Source organism: Streptomyces sp. NPDC043870, from assembly GCF_056435785.1.
The window spans coordinates 192,031-207,128 of the sequence record NZ_JBWKDT010000010.1 but is presented as its reverse complement, the minus strand read 5'-3'; the positions used below and the strand labels follow the sequence as shown (position 1 = coordinate 207,128).

The 15,098-nt window shown below is 71.9% G+C and carries 12 protein-coding genes; 9 read left to right on the top strand and 3 right to left on the bottom strand.

From position 1 onward, the window contains the following. The first annotated feature begins 76 nt into the window (after window positions 1-76). From eccE to AC0699_RS15960, 9 genes are all read left to right on the top strand, one after another. Window positions 77-1,411, top strand: a complete 1,335-nt coding sequence (gene eccE / locus AC0699_RS16000; RefSeq protein ID WP_478660252.1) for a type VII secretion protein EccE — start codon at window positions 77-79, stop codon at window positions 1,409-1,411. Further along, window positions 1,408-2,130, top strand: a complete 723-nt coding sequence (locus AC0699_RS15995; RefSeq protein WP_478660250.1) for a hypothetical protein — start codon at window positions 1,408-1,410, stop codon at window positions 2,128-2,130. Before eccE ends, AC0699_RS15995 begins: the two co-directional genes overlap by 4 nt. Before the next feature lie 372 nt (window positions 2,131-2,502). After that, the gene (locus AC0699_RS15990; protein ID WP_478660248.1) at window positions 2,503-2,736 is read left to right on the top strand and encodes a DUF397 domain-containing protein; all 234 of its coding nucleotides are present in this window, start codon (window positions 2,503-2,505) and stop codon (window positions 2,734-2,736) included. A 386-nt stretch (window positions 2,737-3,122) separates the two neighbouring features. Continuing rightward, complete coding sequence (locus tag AC0699_RS15985; RefSeq protein ID WP_478660246.1) at window positions 3,123-6,272, top strand: SCO5717 family growth-regulating ATPase; 3,150 nt, start codon at window positions 3,123-3,125, stop codon at window positions 6,270-6,272. A gap of 208 nt (window positions 6,273-6,480) precedes the next feature. After that, complete coding sequence (locus tag AC0699_RS15980; protein WP_478660244.1) at window positions 6,481-8,343, top strand: ABC transporter substrate-binding protein; 1,863 nt, start codon at window positions 6,481-6,483, stop codon at window positions 8,341-8,343. Window positions 8,344-8,346: 3 nt separating this feature from the next. After that, on the top strand, window positions 8,347-9,420 hold the full coding sequence (locus AC0699_RS15975) for an ABC transporter permease (RefSeq protein WP_478660242.1): 1,074 nt from the start codon (window positions 8,347-8,349) through the stop codon (window positions 9,418-9,420). Then, entirely contained in the window at window positions 9,417-10,304 is an 888-nt protein-coding gene (locus tag AC0699_RS15970) for an ABC transporter permease (RefSeq protein ID WP_478660240.1), read from the top strand. The genes AC0699_RS15975 and AC0699_RS15970 overlap by 4 nt, the downstream gene beginning before the upstream one ends. Further along, entirely contained in the window at window positions 10,301-11,272 is a 972-nt protein-coding gene (locus tag AC0699_RS15965) for an ABC transporter ATP-binding protein (protein ID WP_478660238.1), read from the top strand. Before AC0699_RS15970 ends, AC0699_RS15965 begins: the two co-directional genes overlap by 4 nt. A gap of 20 nt (window positions 11,273-11,292) precedes the next feature. Continuing rightward, a complete protein-coding gene (locus tag AC0699_RS15960) occupies window positions 11,293-12,270 on the top strand; it encodes an oligopeptide/dipeptide ABC transporter ATP-binding protein (RefSeq protein ID WP_478660236.1) in 978 nt (325 codons plus the stop codon). Window positions 12,271-12,314: 44 nt separating this feature from the next. On the opposite strand, the gene AC0699_RS15955 is transcribed toward AC0699_RS15960, so the two are convergent. The 3 genes from AC0699_RS15955 to rbfA all read right to left on the bottom strand — a co-directional run bounded on the left by AC0699_RS15955 (window position 12,315) and on the right by rbfA (window position 15,036). Beyond that, window positions 12,315-13,265 carry a bifunctional riboflavin kinase/FAD synthetase gene (locus tag AC0699_RS15955; RefSeq protein ID WP_478660234.1) on the bottom strand — a complete coding sequence of 317 codons (951 nt, stop codon included), beginning with the start codon at window positions 13,263-13,265 and terminating at the stop codon, window positions 12,315-12,317. A 413-nt stretch (window positions 13,266-13,678) separates the two neighbouring features. Beyond that, on the bottom strand, window positions 13,679-14,581 hold the full coding sequence (gene truB, locus AC0699_RS15950; RefSeq protein ID WP_478660233.1) for a tRNA pseudouridine(55) synthase TruB: 903 nt from the start codon (window positions 14,579-14,581) through the stop codon (window positions 13,679-13,681). Next, a complete protein-coding gene (gene rbfA, locus AC0699_RS15945) occupies window positions 14,578-15,036 on the bottom strand; it encodes a 30S ribosome-binding factor RbfA (protein WP_478660231.1) in 459 nt (152 codons plus the stop codon). Before rbfA ends, truB begins: the two co-directional genes overlap by 4 nt. Window positions 15,037-15,098 lie beyond the last annotated feature (62 nt).

Below are 15,098 nucleotides of genomic sequence, written 5' to 3'. Positions count from 1 at the left end.
CTGCTCAGGTAGGGTGATCGCCCGGTCAACGCCCATGGGAATTCGGCAAATACGGACACGAGGGGGCAACGCGGCGATGGGTACGGCGACGCGCGCGCGCAATGGGCGGACTTCCGGACGCGCCCCTGACAGTTCCCGGCGGCAACGCAGCAACGCAGCGGCGAGCAGCGCGCCCCGGGCGGTCCCCGCCTCGACGACTCTGCGGCCCCTGTCGCGTACCAGCCGGATCGGTCCCTTCCAGCTGCGGCAGTTGGTGCTCGTCGAGCTGGCGCTCGCGCTGGTCGTGGTCGGTGCCGCGCTCGGCGGCCTCTGGCTGATACCCGCGATGGTCGTCGCCTCGGTCCTGGTACTCCTCGCGGTGGTGCGTCGGCGCGGTCATGCCGTACAGGACTGGCTGTCGACGGCGCTCGGCCTCCGTGCGCGCCGACGCGCTGCCATGCCCTCCTCCGCCGATCTCGATCCCTCACTGGCACCGGTCGCCGAAGCGATGCCGGGAGTCCGGCCGTTCACCTACGTGGACCGTGACCGGCGCACGGTGGGAATGCTCGGCGACGGCACTTTCCTCACGGCCGTCGTACGGGTCGAGGCGAGCGGTTCCGCGCTGCGTCCCGCCTTCGGCGCGCGGGCTCTGCCCCTGTCGCTGCTCGGCGGGGCGCTCAAGGTCGACGACATCACGCTGGAGTCGGTGCAGCTGGTGCAGCAGGTGCGGTCGGCGCCCGCGCCCCATCTGCCGCAGCAGTCGGTGGCGCGGCTCTCGTACGCACCGCTCCAGGAGCGCACCGGCGCACCGGCGCTGAGGATGACATGGGTGGCGGTGAAGCTGGACCCGGAGCTCTGCCGCGAGGCGGTCGAGGCCCGCGGCGGCGGGGTGGAAGGCGCTCAGCGCTGTCTCGTACGCGTCGCGGACCATGTGGCGAGCCGTCTCGCCGGAGCCGGGTTCCAGGCCCTGGTCCTGGACCAGGAGGAACTCAACTCGGCGATGGCGACTGCTGCCTGCTCGAGTCCGAAGGCCACGGCCCTCGCAGGCCAGCCCGGAGTCGCGCCCCAGCGCCGGACGGCCGAGACTTCGCGGGTCTGGCGCTGCGACGACCGCTGGCACACGACGTACGCCGTGGGCCGCTGGCCCGAGTTGGGACGCGGAGCACAGCCGCTGCCGAAGTTGGTGTCGACCCTCACCTCGACCCCGGCCTATGCGACCACCTTCAGCCTCACCCTGCGGCGGGGCGCGCACAAGGGAGCCATGACCGTGGGCGGCCATGTCCGGATCACCGGCGGCTCGGACACCGAACTGGTGGGAGTGCGAAGGGCGCTGGAGCGGGCCGCCCGGTCGGCGAAGGTCGGCCTGCAACGGCTGGACCGCGAGCAGCTGCCCGGCGCACTGGCGACGATGCCTCTGGGAGGTGCCCGATGACGGGTGTGACGACCGGATCAGTGCGTGGGCTGCGGGGGCTGTTCGGCCCGCGCCACGCGGGGCACACGGTGCCGGCGGACGATCTCGGGACGCTGTCCCTGCCGGTCGGGGACGACGGCGTCGTCATCGGTGACGACGCCGAAGGCCGCCCTCAGATGGTCGGCTTTCACCGCTCGACACCGTACGACGTACTGCTGATCGGCGGGCTCTGGACCGCCCAGATAATGGCGCTCCGCGCGGCCGGCACGGGTGCCCGGGTGGCGGTCGAAACCGGGCGCGCCCAGGCCTGGACCACGCTGGCGCAGGCGGCGGGCGCGGGCCTGGAGTGCATCACGCTCCACGATGTGGGGCGCGTGCCGCCCATGGGCGCCACGGTCGGCAGCCCCGTGGTCGTTGTCCGGGACTGCGGCATGCGGCCGCCCCGGGGGCGGGTGGTGTCGTCGCCCTGGCAGTCGGTGCTGACGCTGCTGCCGTATCTGAGCCCGGTCGCACCGCGGCTGCTGCGCGACTCGACGCTGGTGGGGGTGCAACGGGTCTCGCCGCAGGAGGCGGAGCAGATGGGCCGGATCCTCGGGCTGGCCCGGGCCGAGAGCGACGCGCTTCCGACGCTGGCGGACGGTGTCACGCTCTGGGTCTCGGGACGTGAGCGGCACTGGGTGATGACGACCGCGACGGACGCCGAGACCGGGCTGCTGGGCGTGGCCCGCCGGATGGACTGAGGAAGCGTCCTCGGCGTCGGCGTCGGCGTCGGCGTCGGTGGGGGCGTCGGCGTCGGCGTCGGTGGGGGCGTCGGCGTCGGCGTCGGTGGGGGCGTCGGCGTCGGCGTCGGTGGGGGCGTCGGCGTCGATGCTTGGCGCTGGGCGTCGAGCAGCAGCCGCGAGGGGCGTCGGAGGGGCGGGCGCACGACGCGACCGGCCGGGCTCAGCCCCGAACGTCCGCAGCCCGTCCGGGAACGGGAGTGGCCCCCCGCTGGATAGGATGCCGGTGTGACCCTGGCAACATCCAACTGTGCGCAATCTCCTGGGGAATGCGGCACGTCCGGTCGGTCCAGGGCACGTTCGACGCGGCACCACCGAAAGGAAGCGTGGCTCATGGGGAGCGCACAAGAGAAGGACGAGCTGTACGCACTCGACATCTCCGGCGTCGGGTGGCACGGCGCTCCCGGCACCAGCCCGGACGAGGAGCGGGTCGAGATCGCCTACCTGCCTGGCGGTGCCGTCGCAATGCGCTCGTCGACGGAACCGGACACTGTGCTGCGGTACACCGAGGCCGAGTGGCGGGCGTTCGTCCTCGGCGCGCGCGACGGGGAGTTCGACCTGCGCTGAGCTCCTGCGCCCGGGCAATCCCCGACATGTCGGGACCACATCCGGAAGTTGGCAGCCTGCCTTGCGGAGGGGTGCTGGGCAGCGCTGCCACTTGCCGGTTCCGTGATGCCTCGACCGGCCGCGGTCCGTACGGGTTTGACCGCTTCGACCCTCACGCTCCGGCGTACCCATGTCACTCGGGGGCAGGGGTGATGTACGGGACAGTCGATGGCGGGCGGTCCGCCCTGCCGTACTGACACCGTTGACGATTAGGGTGGGTCAGGGCGCGGCAAGAACCTGCCGGCAGGTGCGCGGCGTCCCAAAGGGGGAGAGCCGGGCGGACCGGACGACGGTAGCGGTCGCCCCCACCCACCACGGCACGAGGGTGCTCGACCACAGGAGGCAAAGTGAACGGCGATCGGGACGAGATCCGCGGGGGTTGGAACATGCCCGTCGATGATCAGTCCGACGCGGAGCCCGCAGAGATGACGGGTGAGTTCACCATCGACTACACCCCGCCGGCCTGGTACACGCAGAACGCGTCGGGGGAACCGGCGGCCGGCTCGGGTGCGCAGGGAGCGACGCCTCCGCCGCCGCCCGGGGCGCCGATAGCGATGCCGGGACTGCCCCAGGGCAGCGGCTTCGAGCCGAACTGGGCGCCCGCGCCGACGCCCGGGCCCGCCGCACCGGCGCCTGCGCCTGCTGCCCCCGCACCCGGGGCAACCCCCGTGTCCACGCCTGCGCCCGCGGCAACCCCTGTGCCCGAGCCTGTTGCCCCGGCCCCTGCGCCCGTTCCTCCGGCTCCTGCTGTTCCTGTGGCTCCCGCCCCGGTTGTCGCTTCTGCCGACTCGGGGCCCGGCGCGCCGCAGCCGTTCGGCGGTGGGGATGTGGAGAGCGGGGCGACGATGCGCTTCTCCCCCGCCGCGCTGAAGCGTGAGATCGCGGAGCGGGAGGCTGCTGCCGCGGCTGCGGCCGGGGGCACCGGCGGCGTCGGCGGCAACGACGTCGAGCCCGAGGCTCCCGCGAGCACGGGTCCGGGTACGGAAGGCACCGTGGACGGCGGGGCCGTTGACGGTCCCGAGACCGCGGCGGACGAGACACCGCGCACCGACACCAGCACCGATGCCGGCTCCGGAGCACCCGAAGACGCAGCCGAGGTTCAGGACGCGGGCACCGACGCGGACTCCGCCCCGGCTCATGGTTCTGCCGACGACTCGGCTCAGGACTCCGCCACCGAGGGGCCGGCCGACGCCGCGCCAGCTGACGCCGCACCCGCCGATTCCGTTCCTCAGGACTCCGCTCCACAGGGCTCCATCCCCCAGGGCTCCGCTCCGCAGGACGCTGCTCCCGTGGACGGCCCGCAGGGCGTCGCGCCCGGTCCGGCCGCCGCCCAGCCCTGGTCTCCCGCACCGGCCGCGCAGGGCGGGGCCCTGCCCCCGCTGCCGCCCGCGTTCCCGCCCGCCGCGCCGAGTGCCGCGCCCCAGTGGCCCGCACAGCAGCCTCCGGTGCAGCATCAGCCGACCCCTGCACCCGCACCCGCCGCGGACGCCGGTCCGCAGCAGGGCGGCTACGGCTTCCCGCAGCCGGGGACCGGAACCGGGACCCCGAACCTGCCCGCGCAGCAAGGCGGTTACGGGTTCCCTCTGCCGCCGCCGCAGCAGCAGCAGCAGCCCCAGGCCGACGCGCCCGCCCCGCAGGCACCCCACGCGCCCCACGCCCAGGCACCGGCCCCGCACGCACCGCAGGCACTGCAGGGGACAGCCCCCGTGCCGCCCGCTGTCCCCGGGCCGAACCCGCAGGTTCCGCAAGGCGGTTACGGCTTCCCCCAGGCCGCCCAGCCGCAGCCCGCCGCCCCCGGGCTGAACCCCCAGGTTCCGCAAGCTCCGCAGGTCCCACAGGTTCCGCAAGGCGGATACGGCTTCCCCCAGGCCGCCCAGCCGCAGCCCGGCGTGCCCGCCCAGCTGCCGCCTCAGGCACCGCACGCACCCCAGGCGCCGAACCTCCCCGCGCCCGCCACGCCCCACGCGCCCCACGCACCCGCGCAGCAGACACCGGGCCAGGGCCAGGGCCAGCCGCAGCCTCCCGCCGCGGCCCCCGTCGACCCGCGGTCCGGTGGCGCCTGGCCGACGCCCGTCACGCACGACCAGCGTGAGCGTTCCGTGCCGGGCGCACCGCTCGGCTACACGGCGGCGGTGGAGCTCTCCTCCGACCGCCTCATGCGCAACAACAAGCAGAAGGCCAAGTCGAGCCGTAACCCCTCCGGCGCCGCCGCCCGTTTCAAGCTCGGCGGCAAGAAGGAGGAGGCCGAGCGCCAGCGCAAGCTCGAACTGATCCGTACGCCGGTGCTGTCCTGCTACCGGATCGCGGTCATCAGCCTCAAGGGCGGCGTCGGCAAGACCACGACGACCACCGCGCTCGGTTCGACGCTCGCCACCGAGCGGCAGGACAAGATCCTGGCGATCGACGCCAACCCGGACGCCGGCACGCTGGGCCGCCGGGTGCGCCGCGAGACCGGGGCGACCATCCGCGACCTGGTCCAGGCGATCCCGTACCTGAACTCGTACATGGACATCCGCCGGTTCACCTCACAGGCGCCTTCCGGTCTGGAGATCATCGCCAACGACGTGGACCCGGCCGTCTCGACGACGTTCAACGACGAGGACTACCGGCGCGCGATCGAGGTGCTGGGCAAGCAGTACCCGATCATCCTCACGGACTCCGGCACCGGCCTGCTCTACAGCGCGATGCGCGGGGTGCTGGACCTCGCCGACCAGCTCATCATCATCTCCACGCCGTCGGTGGACGGCGCGAGCAGCGCGAGCACCACGCTCGACTGGCTGTCGGCGCACGGCTACGCGGACCTGGTGCAGCGCTCGATCACCGTGATCTCGGGTGTCCGCGAGACCGGCAAGATGATCAAGGTCGAGGACATCGTGCAGCACTTCGAGACCCGCTGCCGCGGGGTCGTGGTGGTGCCGTTCGACGAGCATCTGTCGGCGGGCGCCGAGGTCGACCTGGACATGATGCGTCCGAAGACCCGTGAGGCGTACTTCAATCTGTCCGCGATGGTCGCCGAGGACTTCGTACGGGCGCAGCAGGTACAGGGGCTGTGGACGTCGGAGGGCCAGGGCCACCAGCCGCCGCACATGGCGCCGCCGATGCCGAACCAGCCGTACGCGGGTCAGCAGCCGGCCCAGCCGTACGCACCGGACCCGCAGCAGCCGCCGTACGGGGGACAGCCTCCGTACGGGGGACAGCAGCCGTATCCGCCGCAGCCGAGTGTGCAGCAGCCGTGGCAGCAGTCGCAGCCGTCCCAGGCGCAGTCCGTGCCGAGCCCTGCCGGACAGCCTCCCGCGCAGCAGCAGCCTCCGCAGCCGCAGCACGGCCGGCCGGCGCTCCCGCCGCAGCCCTTCCCGGGCCAGCAGGGCCAGCACGGTCAGCCGGGCCAGGCACCCGCTCAGCCGGGCCAGCCCGAGCTCCAGGGCCCCGTCCCGCCTGCCGGTTACGGCTACCCGCATCAGCAGCCTCCGCAGGCGCCGCCGGCCCCTCAGCAGTAGGGCGTCAGCGGTTTAGACCTCTGAGGGCTCGCACCGTTCTCCACGGTGCGGGCCCTCTCGCATTCGCCCAGCACACAAGGGGTTTGACGCCATGTCGCCACATCGTTGACACGTCTAGACCACGCTGATAGACCTTCGCTTCACCAGTTGGCGCCCACAAGATCCACGTGCGTCCTCCAAGCGAGTTACGACGCGAGGTCAACGTCCTATGATCACAACGGCTCCGCCCCACACCTCACGCCGGCGTCCGTTCCTCCGGCTGATTCTCGCCACCGGCATCGCGGCCTCGGCGCTCGTGGCCGTGCCGTCGCACGCCGCGGCGACCGACGACAAGGACGGCCAGGACAGCAAGGACGGCAAGGGCCGGGTCCTCACGGTCGCCGTCTCGCAGAGCGTGGACTCCCTCAGCCCGTTCCTGGCGCAGCGGCTGATCTCCACCACCGTCCACCGGCTGATCTACGACTACCTGACGAACTACGACGTCAAGGACGCACATCCGGTCCCTGGCCTCGCCACCGAGTGGTCGTCGTCCCCGGACAAGCTGACGTGGACGTACACCATCCGCAAGGACTCCACCTGGTCCGACGGCGAGAAGGCCACGGCCGAGGACGCCGCCTGGACCTTCAACAGGATGATGACGGACGAGAACGCCGCCACCGCCAACGGCAGCTTCACGGCCAACTTCAGGAAGGTCACCGCCCCCGATCCCGGCACGCTCGTCATCGAACTGAAGAAGCCACAGGCGACGATGACCGCCCTGGACGTCCCGATCGTGCCCAAGCACGTCTGGGAGAAGGTCGGCGACTTCTCGAAGTTCAACAACGACAAGCAGTTCCCCGTCGTCGGCAACGGCCCGTTCGTCCTCACCGACTTCAAGGTCGATCAGTACATCAGGCTCAGGCCCAACAAGAACTTCTGGCGTGGCGCACCGAAGTTCGACGAGCTGGTGTTCAAGTACTACAAGGACGGTGACGCGGCGGTCGCGGCGCTTCGGAAGGGCGAGGTGTCCTTCGTCTCCAACCTCACCCCGGCCCAGGCGGCGTCACTCAGGAACGCCGAGAACATCAAGGTCAACGACGCTCCGGGCCGGCGCTTCTTCGCGCTCGCCACCAACCCCGGCGCCCGGGCCAGGGACGGCGGGACGTTCGGCAGCGGACACCCCGCGCTGCTCGACCCGACGGTGCGCAAGGCGCTGTTCCACGCGGTCGACCGCAGGACCATCGTCGACAAGGTGTTCCAGGGCCATGCGGTGGAGGGCGAGGGGTACATCCCGCCGCGCTTCGGCCCGTACTTCTGGAAGCCGGCCGCGGACCGGAGGATCGGGTACGACCCGGCCAAGGCGGCCGCACTCCTCGACCGGGCCGGATACCGCAAGACCGGCAGCGGCAAGCGCGTGGGCAAGGACGGCAGGGCGCTGGACCTGCGGATCCTCTGCCACGCCACCGATCCGAACGACAAGGCGATCGGCAAGTACCTCCAGGAGTGGTGGGGCGCGCTCGGCGTCGGGCTGAAGGTCGACTGTCTCGACAACGTCTCCGACCCGTGGCTCAAGGGCGACTACGACCTGGCGTTCGACGGCTGGTCCGTCAACCCCGACCCGGACTTCGTCCTCTCCATCCACACCTGCGCGGCCCTGCCCGCCACGCCCAAGGACACGGGCGCCACCGACAACTTCATCTGCGACAAGCAGTTCGACGACCTGTACGCACAACAGGCCGTGGAGTACGACGCGGCCAGGCGCAGCGCCCTGGTCAAGCAGATGCAGGCCCGGCTGTACGACACCGGGTACATGAATGTCATGGCGTACCCGAACGCGGTGGAGGCGTACCGTACGGACCAGATCAAGTCCATCACGACCATGCCGGAGGCCGCCGGCAACCTCTACGGCCAGGACGGCTACTGGAGCTGGTGGTCCGCCGAACCGGCTGCCGGGAGCGGCGCCGCGACGTCGGCCGGCGGGGGTTCCTCCACGGCCGTGGCCATCGGCATCGGGGTGTCCGTCGTCCTGGTCGTCACGATCGGTGTCATCGGCAGCCGGCGCCGCCGTGCCACCGCGGAAGACCGTGAGTAGCCGATGAGCAGCACCACGAGCACCACGACCGGCTCCGTCCCGGCCGAGGCGGCGCGGCCACCCGGATCCCCCGAGGCCCGCGCCGCACGCGGCCGCGGTGCGAGCGCGTATCCGGTATATGTGGCGGGCAAGCTGGGCGGCGCGGCCGTGTCGCTGTTCGCCGTCCTCGTCACCAGCTTCTTCCTCTTCAGGATCGTCCCCGGCGACCCGGTCAAGGCCATGACGCACGGTATGCCGACCAGCGAGGGGCAACTGGCCACGCTGCGCCGTCAGTTCGGTCTCGATCTGCCGCTGTGGCAGCAGTTCACGGAGTACTGCGCGGGCGCGCTCACGGGCGATCTGGGCACGTCGTACCAGTTCCACGCCCCGGTCGGCGAGCTCATCGGACAGAAGCTGCCGGCGACGCTGCTGCTCACCGGGGTCGCCGTGGTGATCTACTCGGCGCTCGGGCTGTGGCTCGGTACGCGCTCCGCGTGGCGGCACGGCGGGCTCGGCGACCGGCTCAGCACGGGGGTGGCACTGACCCTGTGGTCGGTGCCGTCCTTCTGGCTCGGCCTGCTCCTGATCATCACCTTCTCGGTGGGCGTCGGGCCGCTCCCGGGCCTGTTCCCGACCGGCGGCATGGAGTCCGGCGACGCCACGGGCTTCGCGTACGTCCTGGACGTCGCGCACCACATGGTGCTGCCGGTGCTGACGCTGGTCGCCGTCGGGTACGCGCAGACGCTGCTGGTGATGCGTTCCTCGCTGCTGGACGAGATGGGCAGCGACTATCTGACGACGGCCCGGGCGAAGGGGCTGCGGGACGATGCCGTACGGCGCCGGCATGCCGTTCCCAACGCGCTGCTGCCGACCGTCACGATGGTCTTCATCAACCTCGGTCATGTGGCCGCCGGGTCGATCCTCGTCGAGACGGTCTTCTCCTGGCCGGGGCTCGGCGGACTGTTCTACCAGGCGCTGAGCGTGCCCGATCTGCCGCTGGTGCAGGGGCTGTTCGTGGTCTTCGCCGGCGCGATGATCCTGATGAACCTCCTGGCCGATCTGCTGTATCCGCTGCTCGACCCGAGGGTGGGCCGATGACGAGGTCTCTGCTCTGGACACGCCGACGCGACTCGGTGGCCCGGTTCTGGCGCGCGTACCGTACCCACCGGGCGGGGGTCGTCGGCCTCGGCGGACTCGCGCTGCTCGCCCTGGTCGCGCTCGCCGCGCCGGTGCTCGTCGGGAGCGACGTGCAGAGCGTCACCAACGCGCCGGGGACTGCGCTGGAGTCCCCCAGCTCCGCATTCCCGCTCGGGACGGACCAGTTCGGGCGGTCGCTGCTGGGGCTGCTGATCTGGGGCGCGCGGATCTCGCTCACCGTGGGGCTGCTCGCCGCGGCGCTGTCGGTGGGCATCGGCACGCTCGTGGGCATCATCGCCGGGCACTACGGCGGCCGGCTCTCGACGGTCGTCATGCGGATCACCGACTGGTTCCTGGTGATGCCGACGCTGGTACTGGCGATCGTCCTGGCCACGGTGCTGTCGCGGAGTGTCTGGACGGTGATCCTTGCGATCGGCGTCACGACGTGGCCGACGACGGCGCGGCTGGTGCGCGCGCAGACGATCGCGGTCGAGTCGCGCCCGTACATCGAACGGGCGAGGGCGCTCGGCGGCGGGCACGGACACGTCATGGCCCGCCATGTGCTGCCCAATGTGATGCCGCTGGTCCTGGCCCAGACCACGCTCGGCATCTCCACCGCGATCCTGACGGAGGCGACGCTCGCGTTCCTCGGGCTCGGCGATCCGTCGGTGGTGTCGTGGGGCGGCATGCTCCAGGACGCGCGGGAGGCGGGCGCGGTGTCGTCGGGGCACTGGTGGTACCTGGCCCCGCCGGGGATCGCGGTGGCGCTGGTGGCGCTGGCGTTCACGCTGTGCGGGCGGGCGGTCGAGTCGGTGCTCAACCCGAAGCTGGGAGTGGGTCGTTGAGCCTCCTCGAGATCAAGGACCTGAGGGTCACGTACGGGACGGGGGCGGCAGCCGTGCCCGCCGTACGAGGTGTCGACCTGACCGTGGAGACGGGCCGGAAGCTGGGCCTCGCAGGCGAGTCGGGGTGCGGGAAGTCCACGCTGGCACTGGCGCTGCTGCGGCTGCTGCCCGCTTCGGCCCGGCTGACCGGGGAGATCCTGCTGGACGGCGAGGACGTCCTCACCATGAAGTGGGGGCGGCTGCGGGCCGTACGGTGGGCGGGCGCGTCGATCGTCTTCCAGGGCGCCATGCACTCGCTCAACGCCGTGCACCGGATCGGGGAGCAGATCGCCGAGCCCCTGCTCGTGCACCGGCAGTCGACACCGGGCGCGGCGCGCAGGCACGTGGGCGAGCTGCTGGAGCAGGTCGGGCTGCCGGCCGCGCGTGCGGAGGCGTATCCGCACGAGCTGTCCGGCGGGCAGCGGCAGCGCGTGATGATCGCGATGGCACTCGCCTGCGGCCCACGGCTGATCGTCGCGGACGAGCCGACGACCGCGCTGGATGTGATGATCCAGGCGCAGATCCTGCGGCTGATCGAGCAGCTCGTGGCCGAGCAGGACATCAGCCTGCTGATGATCAGCCACGATCTGGCGGTGCTCGCCGACACGTGCGACCGGCTCGCGGTGATGTACGCGGGGCGGGTGGTGGAGGAGGGCCCGGCGCGAGACGTGTACGACGCGGCTGCGCATCCGTACGGGCGGGCGTTGTCGGCGGCGTTCCCGCGCATCGGGGACCCGGCGTCGCGTCGGGCGCCGCGGGGGCTGCCCGGGGACCCGCCGGACCCTTCGGCGCTGCCGGACGGCTGTACGTTCCATCCGCGCTGCCCCGTGGCGCTGGACGCGTGCGCGCGGGACGAGCAGGAGCTGCGCGGGGCGGGGGCGGGACGGCGGGCCGCGTGTGTGCACGCGGGTGCACCGGAGGAAGCATGAGTGCTGTCGAGGAGTCCAGGATGACCGTCGCCCCCCTGCTGTCGGCCGCAGGTCTGCGTGTGGCCTTCCCCGGGCGCCGGGGCGCACCGGCGGCGCGCGCCGTCGACGGGGTCGATCTGGACATCGGCGCCGGGGAGATCGTCGCGCTCGTCGGCGAGTCCGGCTGCGGCAAGACGTCGCTGGCGCGGACGCTGCTCGGCCTCGTGGAGCCCACGGCGGGCCGTATCGCCTTCGGCGGTGCGCCGCTCTCGTACGGCTCCCGGGCGCTGAGGGCGTACCGCAAGCGGGTGCAGCTGGTGCTGCAGGATCCGAGCGGGTCGCTCAATCCGCGGCACACGGTGTACGACGCGGTGGCGGAGGGCCTGCGGATCCACGGGTACGAGGGGGACGAACGCGCCGCGGTCGCGGAGGCCCTCTCGCGCGCGGGTCTGCGGCCGCCCGAACGCTTCTTCCTCCGCTACCCGCACGAGCTGTCGGGCGGCCAGCGCCAGCGCGTGGTCATCGCGGGCGCGCTGGTCCTCCAGCCCGAACTCATCGTCGCCGACGAGCCGGTGGCCTCACTGGACGCCTCGGTGCGGGGCGAGATCCTCGCGCTGCTGCTGCGGCTGCGGGACGAGCTGGGCCTCTCCGCGCTGGTGGTGACCCACGATCTGGGCCTGGCGTGGAACATCGCGGACCGGGTCGCCGTCATGTACCTGGGCCGGATCGTGGAGACGGGCCCGGTGGAAGACGTCCTGACGAACCCTCGACACCCGTACACGCGGGCGCTGCTGTCGGTGCTGCCCGAGTCCACCGAACCGCCGGTGGTCCTCACCGGCGAACCCCCGGACCCCTCCCGCATCCCGGCCGGCTGCCGCTTCCACGCCCGCTGCCAGATCCTCGCCTCGGGCGAAGCGGACGCCGCGGGCATCGCCACCCGATGCCGCACGGACGACCTCCCGATCCTCCCGGGCTCGGGCCCGAAGGCCGTGGCCTGCCACTGGGCGACGGTGCGCTGAGTCAGCCCGAGTCACGTACCGGGCGAGGCCCGCCGCCGGAGGCGCTACGCGTCGTACTCCGTCGTCAGTTCGCGCGCACGCTTCACGTCGTTCGCGATCGCGTCCAGCAGGGCCTCGATGGACTCGAACTTCGCCATGCCGCGCACGTACGCGAGGAAGTCGACGGCCACGTGCAGCCCGTACAGGTCGAGGCCGACGCGGTCGATCGCGTACGCCTCGACCGTGCGGTCCGTGCCGTCGAACTGGGGGTTCGTGCCGACGGAGATCGCGGCCGGCATGCGTTCGCCGTCCGCGGTGAGCCAGCCGGCGTAGACACCGTCCGCGGGGATCGCGGTGTGCGGGAGGGTTTCGACGTTGGCCGTCGGGTAGCCCAGTTCGCGGCCGCGCTGGGCGCCGCGGACGACGACGCCCTCGACGCGGTGCGGGCGGCCGAGGATCTCCGCGGCGCCCTCGACGTCGCCTTCGGCGATCAGGCGGCGCGTCAGCGTGGAGGAGAAGGGCTCGCCGCCGCCCGCCTCACCGCGCACGTACAGGTCGACGACCTCGACCTCGTAGTCGTAGGTACGGCCCAGCTCGGCCAGGAAGTCCACGTTCCCCGCCGCCTTGTGGCCGAAGCGGAAGTTCGGGCCCTCTATCACCGCGCGCGCGTGGAGCTTGTCCACGAGGACCTTCACGATGAAGTCCGCGGGCGACAGCTTCGAGAACTCCGAGGTGAACGGGAGGATCAGCACGGCGTCCACCCCGAGCTCCGCCATCAGTTCCGCACGCCGGTGGTGCGCCGCGAGCAGCGGAGGGTGGCTGCCGGGGCGGACGACCTCACTGGGGTGCGGGTCGAAGGTCACCACGACCGACGGCACGCCCAACTCGCGGGCGCGTTCCACGGCCCGCCCGATGATCAGCTGGTGGCCCCGGTGCACACCGTCGTAGGAACCGATGGTGACGACGCTGCGCCCCCAGTCCTGGGGGATGTCCTCCAAGCCACGCCAGCGCTGCACTGTGACCGCTCCTCGCCCGAACCCGAATCGAACCTGTGTGCGTGAGGACGACCGCTCACGCAGGTCTAAGACTGCCATGCCCGCGGTGCTCCGTTCGCATCGGCACCGGGCTGCCCGGCGCCTCCGCCGGTCGCAGCGGTTTCGCGCCCTCGGGAACGCACATGAGCAGCGGCTCGAGGACGGCGAGCGTGGGAGCGACAGTAGGTCCACGGTGATCGCCGGAAGAAGGTGGCGGGACGAAAGCGCCCCCAGTGCCCCCTCGGATCACTCCGAGCGCCTGCTCGATGGTGTGAATCCGTGCGACGGGGCGGACAGACACCCTCCGAGGGGGATCGTGGAGCGGGCAGCGGCCGTGCCCGCTCCACGATGGGAACCCCTCGGTGTAAAGAGGGAAGGCCTGGGTGAAAGAGGCCTCAGCCGAAGACCGCGAGGCTCTTCGCCTTGCCCTTCTGCTGTTCGACCAGCGCCAGGAACCGGTCCTCCGGACCGAAGACGGCCACCGGCCCCTTCGTGTCGTACGCCGGCATGTCCAGCCGTACGCCGTTGATGAGCAGCCGGGCCCGCTTCTCGTCGACGTCCCAGCGCGGGAACGCCGCGGCGGCGGCCTCGCCGATCGGCATGACCGTCAGCTCCTCCTGGAGCTGGTCGAGCGTCTTCGCCACATCGAGCTTGTACGGCCCGACGCGGGTGCGGCGCAGCGCGGTCAGATGCCCGCCCACGCCCAGTCCCGCGCCCAGGTCACGGGCGAGGGCGCGGATGTACGTACCCGAGGAGCAGACCACCGAGACGACGAGGTCGACGACGGGCGTGCCGTCCTCGGCGACGGCCTCGCGGACGTCGTACACCGTGAACTGCGAAACGGTCACCGGGCGGGCGGGGATGTCGAACTCCTCGCCGCCGCGCACCCGCGCGTACGACCGCTTGCCGTCTATCTTGATGGCGCTGACCTTGGAAGGCACCTGCATGATGTCGCCGGTCAGCGCGGCGACGCCCGCGTCGATGCCGTCCCGGGTGACCTTGGAGGCGTCGGTGGACGAGGTGATCTCGCCCTCGGCGTCGTCCGTGATCGTGTTCTGGCCGAGGCGGATCGTACCGAGGTACTCCTTCTCGGTCAGCGCGAGATGGCCGAGGAGCTTGGTGGCCTTCTCGACGCCGAGGACGAGAACACCGGTCGCCATCGGGTCCAGGGTGCCCGCGTGGCCGACCCTGCGGGTCCTGGCGATGCCGCGCATCTTGGCGACGACATCGTGCGAAGTGAAGCCCGACGGCTTGTCGACGATGACAAGGCCGTCGGGCGTCTTGCTGTGCTGGCTCATTCGGAGGCTGCGTCCTCGCCCTCGTCCTCGTCCTCGTCCTCCGGCTTGCGGTACGGGTCGGCGTCACCGGCGTACGTCTTACCGGTCGAGGCCTCGCGGACCTCGGCGTCCTTGGCGCGCGCCCTGTCGAGCAGATCGTCGATCGTGCGCGCGGTGTCGGGGAGGGCGTCCGGGACGAAGGTCAGGCTCGGTGTGAAGCGGACCCCGGTCTGGCGGCCGACCTCGGAGCGGAGGATGCCCTTGGCGGACTCCAGCGCCGCGGCGGACGCGGCGCGCTCCTCGTCGTCTCCGTAGACCGTGTAGAAGACCGTGGCCTCCCGGAGGTCGCCGGTGACCCGGGCGTCCGTGATCGTGACGAAGCCCAGCCGCGGATCCTTGATTCGCCGGTCCAGGGTCTCCGCGACCACGACCTGGATGCGATCGGCCAGCTTGCGGGCCCGCGCGTTGTCGGCCACCGGTCCTTCTCCTCATTCCTTGATTTCCTACCGGATTCCCCAGGGCCCCGCAGGGCCCCGCG